The sequence below is a fragment of the Kitasatospora sp. NPDC056327 genome (assembly GCF_042261735.1).
Classification (GTDB): Bacteria; Actinomycetota; Actinomycetes; order Streptomycetales; family Streptomycetaceae; genus Kitasatospora.
Map to the genome: position 1 here is coordinate 1 of NZ_JBHJRC010000306.1, position 9,904 is coordinate 9,904.

A 9,904-nucleotide genomic window follows, 5' to 3' on the forward strand; every position below is an offset into this window, starting at 1 on the left:
GGCCCGGACGGTTCCCCGTCCGGGCCCACGGCGTCGCCCGGTGTCGGCCCTAGGGCGTGTCTTGTGGATCTTGTCGGACAGGCCGCGGCGTTGGGGTGCGTGCATCGCAAGGCGGAGGAGGGAGCCACTGCGGAGCATCGGCGACCGACGACAACGCGGCGAGGTGCGTGCCCCGGCGTCGCGGGCCCGGCGGTGATCCACAAGAGACGCCCTAGACCGCGCGGTTGCGCCGCTGCGCCAGCTCGTCCGCCGGATCGTGGCCGACCACCGTCTCGCCGGTGTCGGTCCGCTCGGCGTGCAGCCGCTCCAGGGTCAGCTCCAGCTCCTGCCGGACCGCGCCGACCGCGATCCCGAAGACCCCCTGGCCGCCCTTCATCAGGTCGACCACCTGCTGGGGCGTCGTGCACTCGTACACCGTCGCGCCGTCGCACATCAGCGTCAGCCCGGCCAGGTCGGCGACGTCGGCGGCCTGCAGATGGGCGACCGCCACCCGGATGTTCTGCAGCGAGACGCCGGCATCCAGCAGCCGCTTGACGATCTTCAGCAGCAGGATGTCGCGGAAGCTGTAGAGCCGCTGGCTGCTCACCGGGTACACCGAGCGCACACTGGGCTCCAGCAGGCCGGTCCGGGCCCAGTAGTCCAGTTGCCGGTAGGTGATCCCGGCCGCCGCGCAGGCGGTCGGGCCCCGGTAGCCGATCAGCTCCGACGTCGGCGCGAGCCGCTCCAGGGCCGGCTGGCCAGGCTGCACCGCGGGGAACCGGCCCACCCTCGGGAGTTCGGTCGTCCGGGGCAGTTCGGTCACCGTGCGGCTGGTGCGCGGCAGGTGCACGGCGCACAGGCCTCCCGTGGCCACTTCATCGCCAGTGCCGGTCATGCCTACCTCCGTCCACTCGTGCTGCGGGCAACCCGGGCCGCGGGTGTCGGACACCCGGGCAGCCCCTCCTGACGGTAGGCAGTCCCCTATGGCCCGTCAACGATCGCCACGCCGAGCCGAACAGACCACATCGCTCAGGAGTGTGGTTTTTCGTGCCCCCAGTGTGGGTAGGTGGACGCGTTTTGGCAAAACAGTCGTATCAGTTGCGACATGTCGGCCCGCGGCCCCGTTCCGGGCAGTCCCCGGCCGCGCGTCCCGGCGCGGGAGCCCCCGCGGCGCGCGCTACTGCGGGCCGCCCCCGCCGAAGTCCTCCGGCGACACCTGGTCGAGGAACTCGCGGAACTTCTCGACCTCGTCCTCCTGCTCGTCCGGGATCGCGATGCCCGCCTCGGCGAGCACCTCCTCGCTCCCGTAGATCGGCGTCCCGGTGCGCAGCGCCAGCGCTATCGCGTCGGACGGCCGGGCACTCACCTCCACGCCGCCGGCGAAGACCAGTTCGGCGTAGAAGACGCCCTCGCGCAGATCGGTGATCCGGACCTCGGTGAGCTGCTGGCCGAGCGCCTCCAGGACGTCCTTGAACAGGTCGTGCGTCAGCGGGCGCACCGGCGTCATGCCCTGCTGGGCGAAGGCGATCGCGGTCGCCTCGCCGGGGCCGATCCAGATCGGCAGGTAGCGGTCGCCCCCGACCTCCCGGAGCAGCACGATCGGCTGGTTGGAAGGCATCTCCACCCGGACACCCACGACGTCGAGCTCATTCACACAGGCAACCCTATGGCTCCCGCCCCGGATATGAAAGCGCAGCGCCGACGGCGCTGGTCAGGGCCGTGGATCCGGGCCGCGCCCGTGCCGGGGCGGGCTCCCGGACCGCCTCAGGTGCGGCTGCGCAGACCCGCCTGGACCATGGCGGCGTGCAGCCTGACCGACAGTGTCGCCAGCTCCCGGGCGGTGGCCTCGGCGTGCGCCCTGGTCTGCGGGTTCCGGTGCCGCCGCAGCGGCGCGACGACCTGCTCGACCAGCGCGATCTCCCGGTCCGCCGCCGCCTTCATGGCCCTCAGGTGGCGCGGCTCCAGCCCGAACCGCCCGAGTTCCGCGACCAGCCGGGCGACCTGCAGCGCCTCGCCGTCGTACCCGCCGTCCGGGCCGGGGACGACCAGCCCGTAGGACTCCCACTCGATCAGCGCGGCCTCGCCGGCCTCGGCGGCGGCCAGCAGCTCGGCCCGGCCGAGCCGGACCCCCGCGGAGGCCTCGGCCGAGGCGGTCAGCTCGCGGTCCGCCTCCTCCAGCGGCCCCGGGCGGCTGTCGGCGGGCCCGGGCAGCGCCGGCGGGCTCTCGCCGCGCTCGATCGCGTCGAGGTGCTCGCGGATCACCCGCAGCGGCAGGTAGTGGTCACGCTGCATCCGCAGCACGTAGGCCAGCCGCTCGACGTCGGCCGGACTGAACTTGCGGTAGCCCGAGGGCGTGCGCTGCGGCTCGACCAGCCCCTCCGCCTCCAGGAAGCGGATCTTGGAGATGGTCACCTCGGGGAAGTCGTCGCGCAGGAAGGCGAGCACCGCGCCGATGCTCAGCAGTTCGGCGGCGCCGCGCCGCCGGCCGGCGGGCCGGTCCGGCCGGACCGGCTGCCTGGGGGCCGCGACCACCCCCCGCGCGCCCTGGTCCTGCTGGGGACCGGACGGTGCGGGGGTGGCCGCCCCGAGCGGAGCGGAAGGGGTGTTCGGACTCACTCGGGCTCCTGCCGACGTTGGTTTCAGTACCCCCGGTTGTGGCTGGCGAAGAAGACCAGCCGGTACTTCCCGATCTGCACCTCGTCGCCGTTGTTCAGGGCGACCTCGTCGATCCGCTCCCGGTTGACGTAGGTGCCGTTGAGGCTGCCGACGTCGGCGACGGTGAAGCCGCCGCCCGGCGTCCGGCGGAACTCCACGTGCTTGCGGGAGACCGTGACGTCGTCGAGGAAGATGTCGCCCTGCGGGTGGCGGCCGGCCGTGGTCTTGTCCGAGTCCAGCAGGAACCGGCTGCCGGAGTTCGGGCCGCGCTGGACGATCAGCAGGGCCGAACCCGGGGGCAGCGCGTCGATCGCCGCGAGCACCTCGGCCGAGAGCGCCGGAGTGCCGGTGCCGGTCGTGGTGTTGGGGTCGTAGGACTCCAGACCGGAGATCGAGATGGTCGAGGTGGTCTCTGCCGAGCCCTCGGGCAGCAGCCCGCCGCGCAGCGCCGTACCGCAGTTGGAACAGAAGCGGGCCGAGGCCGGGTTCGGGTTGCCGCACCTGGGGCACGGAGTGGGGCCAGCCATGTTCACAGCCTCCTGGCGCGGCACACCCGAGGGGTTGTGCCCGGCGTACGGGTCCGGGGCAAACCCTCCACCAGAGGTTGAGGGTCCTGCCGGGAAACCTATGCGCGGGGCGCCGGAGGGGTCAACCGACGCGCCGTAGCCCGCCTGATTACCCGCGTACTGGGCACCGGCACCGTCCCGGAACAGCGGACGCTCGGCGCCGTACTCCGCGCCCTCCGGGGCGGAGCGCATGCCCGGCACGCCGGGCTCGTCGTCCCGGCGGTGCAGCGCGGTGGGCGCCTCCGCCGCGGCCGCGTTGCGGCCCTTGTTGCGACCGAAAAACTTGGAGAAGAAACTCACGGGCGAATCCCCTTGCGTGTGACAGACCCGCCCGTGGGGCAGGGTGAGAGCCTCGGACAAGATGCGGGCCCGGTCGTGGATCGGGCCGGCGGGTGTGGCACTCCGAACGTGACGGTCACTTCGGAGCCGGCTTGGCGTACTGCGGCGTCTTCGGATCGACCAGCGCGTCGACGACCACCCTCTGCTGCTGGGAGATCGTCGCGCGCGCCTGGTGACTCTCCAGGGTACGGACCACACCTCCCGGAATGTTCAGCGCGGGGGTGAGGTCCTGCGGGTTCCCCACGACGGTGAAGCGGTAGGGCGCCGAGACCTTCTTGCCGTCGATCTGCACACCGCCGCCGGACACGTCCGTGAAGTAGGTGTTGACCACCACGCGCACATCGTTGATCTGAATCGCCTCCGCCCCCGCCGCTCTGAGTTCCTGCAGGGTGTCCAGCAGCATATCCGCCTTCACCTGCCCTTGGGGATCATCGACCGTCAGTACGATGCCCGGACCGGTGGCGCGGACGGTCCCGGCGAGGACGCCGAGTTCCGTCACCTTCTTCCTGGTCTGTTCCTGGGCCTCCTTGGCCTGGTTGGAGCTGTTCTCCAACTTCGCCAGGGACTGCTCCAGCTCCGCCTTCTCCTGCTGGAGACGCTGCTGACGGCTGTCCAGTTCGTCGAGGATGCGGACCAGGTCCTCCTGGCGCGCGCCACGCAGCTGGCTGTGGTGGTCGTTGGTCGAGCGGACCTGGATCGCCAGCCCCAGGCCGAGCGAGAACAGCAGGACGGCCACGAGGAGTTGGCCGCGCGACAGCCGCGGCGGCCACATCGCGGCCTTCAGCCGGCGCCGTCCGGAGTGGCGGTCGACGACCTGCGCGGAGACGGACATCGGCGGGAAGTCGGGCTCCTCCGCCTCGTCCTCCCCCTCCCCGTCGTCCTCCGGCTCCGGTTCCCGCACCGGGCCCGGCGCACCGGCTCCCGTCCCGGGCGGCCCCGCCGTCACTTCCGGCGCACGCGCGGGCGCGGGAAGCACTGCGGGGGCGCGCTCCGGAGCAGGCCCTGCGGCCGGCGCGGGGGCGGCCGGGGCAGCAGCGGCGGCCGGTTCGGCAGGCCCGGCAGCTTGTCCGCGGGCGGCCCCGGGAGGCCCTGCCAGGGGCCCGGGCCCGGCCACCGTCCGCCGGCCCTCCACCCGCTCCTCCGCTGCCCGCGCGGGCAGCTTCCGCAGCGTCTCCGGGGGCACCTCGGGCTCCCCGGGCGCCGCCCGCCGCCCGGCCGGCGCGCTCACCGTCCCGCCCTCGGAGCCCTCCCCTCGCTTCTCGTCCCGCACAGCTTCTCCCGCCGATCCGTCCACGTTCTCCTCCACCGCGCGCTCGCGGTCCGGCTCAGGCACGGAAGACATGGCGCCGGATCGCCGCAGCATTGGAGAAGATGCGGATGCCGAGGACGACGACCACACCCGTGGACAGCTGCGAGCCGACCCCCAGCTGGTCGCCGAGGAAGACGATCAGCGCCGCCACCACCACGTTCGACAGGAACGAGACGACGAACACCTTGTCGTCGAAGATCCCGTCCAGCATCGCGCGCACGCCGCCGAACACCGCGTCCAGCGCCGCGACCACCGCGATCGGCAGGTAGGGCACCACGGCGTCGGGCACCTCGGGCTGGACGAAGAGTCCGACGACGACCCCGATCACGAGACCCAGTACGGCAATCACGGTGTAGCTGCTCCTGTCGCTGCGGAGGACGACCCGGTGGTGGTCGCGGAGGGCGGGTGGGAGGTCGAGCTCCTGGCCGGGGCGCTCGGCGAGCGCTTCCCGCCGGCCTTCGTGGACGCCGAGACCTCGGGGGACGGGCCCGCCGAACCGGACGGGCCCGGCGTCGTCCCCGGGGCCGTCGGCCCCGGGGAGGGCCCGGTGGCCGACGGGCTCGGCGTCGTGCCCCCCGTCGCACTCGCACCCGGTGTCGGCGAGGCCTCGGGAGAGGCGGGCTGGGCGGTCCGCAGGGTGACGCCGACGGCCGCGGGCAGCGTGAGGCTCTTGTGGGCCGACATGGTCGACTTGATGCCGTACTTCTGCTGGAGCAGCCCCAGGTACTGGCCCGCCATCGCCCGCTCGAAGGCGTTCAGCAGCTGGGTCCCGTCCCCCAGCGCCTGCACGGTGTACGGGGGCACCAGGGGCCGGTTGTCCACCAGTACCGCCTCACCGGCCGCGCGGATCGCCGAGAGCGCGGTGAGCCGCTGCCCGTTGATCGAGACGGCCTCCGCTCCCGAGGCCCAGAGCCCGTTCACCACCAGCTGCAGATCGCGGTCGCGCAGCCGCCCGCTGTTGGAGAACCCCTGCCCGGAGCGCGGGTCGACGTTGCCGCCGCCCCCGGTGCCGGCCGCGTCCTCCAGGACCAGCTTCACGCCCGGTCCGGTCACCTCGCCCAGGCCGACCGCGCCGGCCAGCACCGCCGGGTCGCCGTCCCCCGGGGCGAGCGCCCCCTGCTGAGTGCTGTCGACCTTCCGGCGCAGGTCCTGGACCTGCTGCTGGAGGTGGTCCGCCGAGCCGTTGGCATCGTTGATCCGGTGGACCAGGGCGTCGCGCTCCCGGGCGAGCGTCGGCTCGGCCTCGTGCGCGTTCACCGCCCCGACCGTGATCACCGTGCCGACCAGTGCCAGCCCGGCCCCCAGCGTCAGCAGACCCCGGACCGTCCCGGGTATCCGGTACGGTCCGTCCCCGCCCCGCGCGGCCGCCGCTTCGGCGTACCCCTCGTCGAGGCTGTGGTCCATCACGTTGGTCAGCAGCGACATCGAGGCGTCCGGACGGTTGTACCGTCCACTGCTGGCACCCGGCCCCGGCGTCGCTGACATGCGGTCCATCGTCCCATGTCGCGCGGGGCCCCCGTGCACGCCCCCTGACCTGCGATCATGCCAAACCAGGCGGACCATGACCAACCGCTCGAAACGGACAGCGGGGCGGGCCGGCCGAAGCCGTCCCGCCCCGCTCCCGCCTCACCTGCCGGCGCCGTCGACCACCGCCGCCCACTCGTCGAGCAGGGCCTCGGTCGCCGCGCCGTCCGGGCCCTCCGCCCACAGGTGCGTGACCGCCTCGGCCGGGTCGGGCAGGACCAGCGTCCACCGCCCGTCGGCCTCGACCACCCGGACGCCGTCGGTGGTGTCCAGCCGCCGGCTGCCGGCCGCCTCGACCACCGAGCGCATCACCATGCCCTTGGCCGCCCACGGCGTCGCGATGTCACGCCGGCGGATGTGCGCCTGCGGGATCCGCGCGTCGATCTGGCTCAGCGTGAGCTGGGTGCGGGCCACCAGGCCGACCAGCCGGACGAACGCCGCCGCCCCGTCCAGCACCCCGCTGAACTCGGGGACGACGAAGCCGCCGCGCCCGTCGCCGCCGAACACCGTGCCCTCGGCGGAGGCCGCCTTGGCCAGGTCGTCCGGCGTGGTCGTGGTCCAGGTGACCTGCGTGCCGTGGTACGCCGCGACCTGCTCGGCGATCCGGGTCGTGGTGACCGGCAGCGCCACCTGCCCGCTGCGTCGCTCGGCCGCGACCAGGTCCAGCAGGACCAGCAGCGCCCGGTCGTCGTCGATCACCCGGCCCAGCTCGTCCACGAAGGCCACCCGCTCGCCCACCGGGTCGAAGCGCACGCCGAAGGCGGCCCGCGAGGACGCGACCAGCTCACCCAGCCGGGCGAGCCCGGCCCGCCGCTCCTCGGCGTCCTCGGTCGGCCGTGCCTCGTCCAGCCCGCTGGAGACGGTCAGCGCCTCCACCCCGAGCCGGCCGAGGATGCTCGGCAGGACGAGCCCCGCACTGCCGTGCGCGGTGTCCACGACCACCTTGAGCCCCGCCTCCCGCACGCCCGTGGTGTCCACGGTCCGCAACAGGTTGCCCGCGTAGGAGTCGAAGACGCTGGACGGGAAGGTCAGGTCGCCGATCTCGCCCGGGAAGGCCCGCCGGTACTCCTGGCGCGCGTAGACGCGGTCGAGCTTGCGCTGCCCGGCCTGCGAGAGGTCGGCCCCGCGCTCGTCGAAGAACAGGATGTCCAGCGAGTCCGGCACTCCGGGAGTGGTCCGCAGGAAGATCCCGCCGGCGCTGCCCCGCGCGGTGTGCTGCCGGGCCACCGGCATCGGCACGTTCTCCAGGTCCCGGACGTCGATCGCGCTGGTCTGCAGCGCCGAGATCATCGCCCGCTTGAGCGCCCGCGCACCCCGGGAGTGGTCCCGCGCGATGGTGACGGTCGCCCCCTTCTTCAGGGTGGTCGCGTACGCGCCGGCCAGCCGCACGGCCAGCTCCGGGGTGATCTCGACGTTGAGGATCCCGGACACGCCGCGGACCCCGAAGAGGTGCTCCTGGCCGCGGGACTCCCAGATCACCGAGGTGTTGACGACCGCGCCGGCCTCGATGGTCTTGAACGGGTAGACGCGGACGTTGGCCGCGATGATCGACTCCTCGCCGACCAGGCACTCGTCCCCGATCACCGCCCCGTCCTCGATCCGGGCGGCCCGCATCACGTCGGTGTTCTTGCCGACCACACAGCCCCGCAGATTGCTCTGCGGCCCGATGTACACGTTGTCGTGGACGACCGTCCGGTGCAGGAAGGCACCGCGCTTCACCACGACGTTGCTGCCGAGCACGGTGTGCTCGCGGATCTCCACACCGCCCTCGACCTTGGCGTAGTCACCGATGTACAGCGGCCCGCGGAGCACCGCCTCCGGGTCCACCTCGGCACCCTCGGCCACCCAGACGCCCGGGGAGATCTCGAAGCCGTCGATCTCGACGTCGACCTTCCCCTCAAGGACGTCCGCCTGCGCCTTGCCGTAGCTCTCGTGGGTGCCCACGTCCTCCCAGTAGCCCTCGGCCACGTAGCCGTAGACCCGCTTGCCCTCCTTCAGCAACTGCGGGAAGACGTCACTCGACCAGTCCACGGACTCGCCGGCCGCCACGTAGTCGAAGACCTCGGGCTCCATCACGTAGATCCCGGTGTTCACCGTGTCCGAGAAGACCTGGCCCCAGGTCGGTTTCTCCAGGAAGCGTTCGACCCGGCCCTCGTCATCGGTGATCGTGATACCGAACTCAAGGGGATTGGGCACCCTGGTGAGACAGACGGTGACCAGTGCGTTCTTGCTGCGGTGAAACTCGATCAATTCGGAGAGGTCGAAGTCGGTCAGCGCATCGCCGGAGATCACCAGAAAGGAGTCGTCCTTCAGTGCGTCCTCGGCGTTCTTGACACTCCCCGCGGTACCGAGCGGGGTCTCCTCGTTCGCATAGGTGAGGTGCATCCCCAGCTCTTCGCCGTCACCGAAGTAGTTCTTCACCAGTGAGGCCAGGAACTGCACGGTCACGACGGTGTCGGAGAGACCGTGCCGCTTCAGCAGCCGAAGCACGTGCTCCATGATCGGCCGGTTGGCGACCGGAAGCAGCGGCTTCGGCATGCTGGACGTCATCGGGCGAAGTCGAGTGCCTTCGCCCCCTGCCATAACTACGGCTTTCATTACGGGTGCGTCCTCCTTCGCGGTGGTGGACCCTCTAGGTCCATCAAAGCGTTCCAGAGGTGGTCTACCCGGAAGGTATCGTCCGACGCACCGTGTCGCCGTGGGACTTCTCTCAGATCACGTCTCAGACGGTGGACGCCCGGGAGCCGGCTGCGCCGCGGACGATCTGCCGCACCTGGACCGCGTAAAGAATGGCGGCCCACCAGTACAGGGTCGTGCCCCACCAGATGAATGCCCAGCTCACGATCTCGGCCGGCCGGGCGATCCAGCTGTCCCCGGAGCCGAGCAGCAGAAGCGGAAACGCGTACATCAGGTTGAATGTCGCGGCCTTCCCCAGGAAACTCACCTGGAGCGGCCCGTAGCCGTGCCGGTTGAGAATCGGCAGGAGCGCCGCGATAAACAGCTCACGGGCCAGCAGGACCGCCGTCAGCCACCACGGCAGGATCTCACGCCAGGTCAGACCGACCAGGGTGGAGAGCACGTAGAGCCGGTCGGCCAGCGGGTCGAGCAACTGCCCCACCCGGCTGATCTGCCCCCACTTCCGGGCGAGTTTTCCGTCCAGGTAATCACTGATGCCGCTGAGCATCAGGATCAGCAAGGCCCATCCGTCGTTGTTCGGCCCGTCGAACACCGGCCAGAGGATCAGCCAGAGGAAGAGCGGAACACCGACCAGCCGGCCCATGCTCAGCAGGTTGGGGATGGTGAGGACGCGATCGGTCTGGACCCGCGTCTCCTGGACCTCCACCCGGGGGCCTCCTGTCACGTATGACAACTTTGCTCGTCGACCTTACAACAGAGAAGCCCCCGACCGATTACCGGCGGGGGCTTCTCCAGAAAATTTGTTCGGCGGCGTCCTACTCTCCCACAGGGTCCCCCCTGCAGTACCATCGGCGCTGTGAGGCTTAGCTTCCGGGTTCGGAATGTAACCGGGCGT

The 9,904-nt window shown here is 71.7% G+C and carries 9 protein-coding genes and 1 rRNA gene; all 10 read right to left on the reverse strand.

The window, feature by feature from the left end; all coding sequences use genetic code 11:
* Nucleotides 1-211: 211 nt before the first annotated feature.
* A complete protein-coding gene (locus ACFCX4_RS30620; protein ID WP_376149502.1) occupies nucleotides 212-874 on the reverse strand; it encodes a MerR family transcriptional regulator in 663 nt (220 codons plus the stop codon).
* A 282-nt stretch (nucleotides 875-1,156) separates the two neighbouring features.
* Nucleotides 1,157-1,633, reverse strand: a complete 477-nt coding sequence (locus ACFCX4_RS30625) for a bifunctional nuclease family protein (protein ID WP_030062493.1) — start codon at nucleotides 1,631-1,633, stop codon at nucleotides 1,157-1,159.
* Nucleotides 1,634-1,743: 110 nt separating this feature from the next.
* Nucleotides 1,744-2,439, reverse strand: a complete 696-nt coding sequence (locus tag ACFCX4_RS30630; RefSeq protein WP_376149518.1) for a MerR family transcriptional regulator — start codon at nucleotides 2,437-2,439, stop codon at nucleotides 1,744-1,746.
* Between the two features lie 179 nt (nucleotides 2,440-2,618).
* Nucleotides 2,619-3,500, reverse strand: coding sequence for an FHA domain-containing protein (locus tag ACFCX4_RS30635; protein ID WP_376149505.1), 882 nt, complete (start codon nucleotides 3,498-3,500; stop codon nucleotides 2,619-2,621).
* 115 nt (nucleotides 3,501-3,615) lie between these two features.
* Nucleotides 3,616-4,440 carry a DUF881 domain-containing protein gene (locus tag ACFCX4_RS30640; RefSeq protein ID WP_376149508.1) on the reverse strand — a complete coding sequence of 275 codons (825 nt, stop codon included), beginning with the start codon at nucleotides 4,438-4,440 and terminating at the stop codon, nucleotides 3,616-3,618.
* Nucleotides 4,441-4,864: 424 nt separating this feature from the next.
* On the reverse strand, nucleotides 4,865-5,197 hold the full coding sequence (locus ACFCX4_RS30645; RefSeq protein ID WP_073927316.1) for a small basic family protein: 333 nt from the start codon (nucleotides 5,195-5,197) through the stop codon (nucleotides 4,865-4,867).
* Nucleotides 5,194-6,333 carry a DUF881 domain-containing protein gene (locus ACFCX4_RS30650; protein WP_376149512.1) on the reverse strand — a complete coding sequence of 380 codons (1,140 nt, stop codon included), beginning with the start codon at nucleotides 6,331-6,333 and terminating at the stop codon, nucleotides 5,194-5,196. The genes ACFCX4_RS30645 and ACFCX4_RS30650 overlap by 4 nt, the downstream gene beginning before the upstream one ends.
* Before the next feature lie 141 nt (nucleotides 6,334-6,474).
* The gene (locus ACFCX4_RS30655; protein WP_376149515.1) at nucleotides 6,475-8,970 is read right to left on the reverse strand and encodes a sugar phosphate nucleotidyltransferase; all 2,496 of its coding nucleotides are present in this window, start codon (nucleotides 8,968-8,970) and stop codon (nucleotides 6,475-6,477) included.
* A 124-nt stretch (nucleotides 8,971-9,094) separates the two neighbouring features.
* Nucleotides 9,095-9,715 carry a CDP-alcohol phosphatidyltransferase family protein gene (locus ACFCX4_RS30660; RefSeq protein ID WP_376149521.1) on the reverse strand — a complete coding sequence of 207 codons (621 nt, stop codon included), beginning with the start codon at nucleotides 9,713-9,715 and terminating at the stop codon, nucleotides 9,095-9,097.
* Nucleotides 9,716-9,811: 96 nt separating this feature from the next.
* Nucleotides 9,812-9,904 (reverse strand): 5S ribosomal RNA (gene rrf / locus ACFCX4_RS30665); the annotation flags it as partial.

Excerpts from the sequence above, each read along its gene's own strand:
- ACFCX4_RS30650 (WP_376149512.1), bottom strand. The coding sequence starts at position 6,333 with ATGTCAGCGACGCCGGGGCCGGGTGCCAGCAGTGGACGGTACAACCGT.
- ACFCX4_RS30620 (WP_376149502.1), bottom strand. The coding sequence starts at position 874 with ATGACCGGCACTGGCGATGAAGTGGCCACGGGAGGCCTGTGCGCCGTG.
- ACFCX4_RS30655 (WP_376149515.1), bottom strand. The coding sequence starts at position 8,970 with ATGAAAGCCGTAGTTATGGCAGGGGGCGAAGGCACTCGACTTCGCCCG.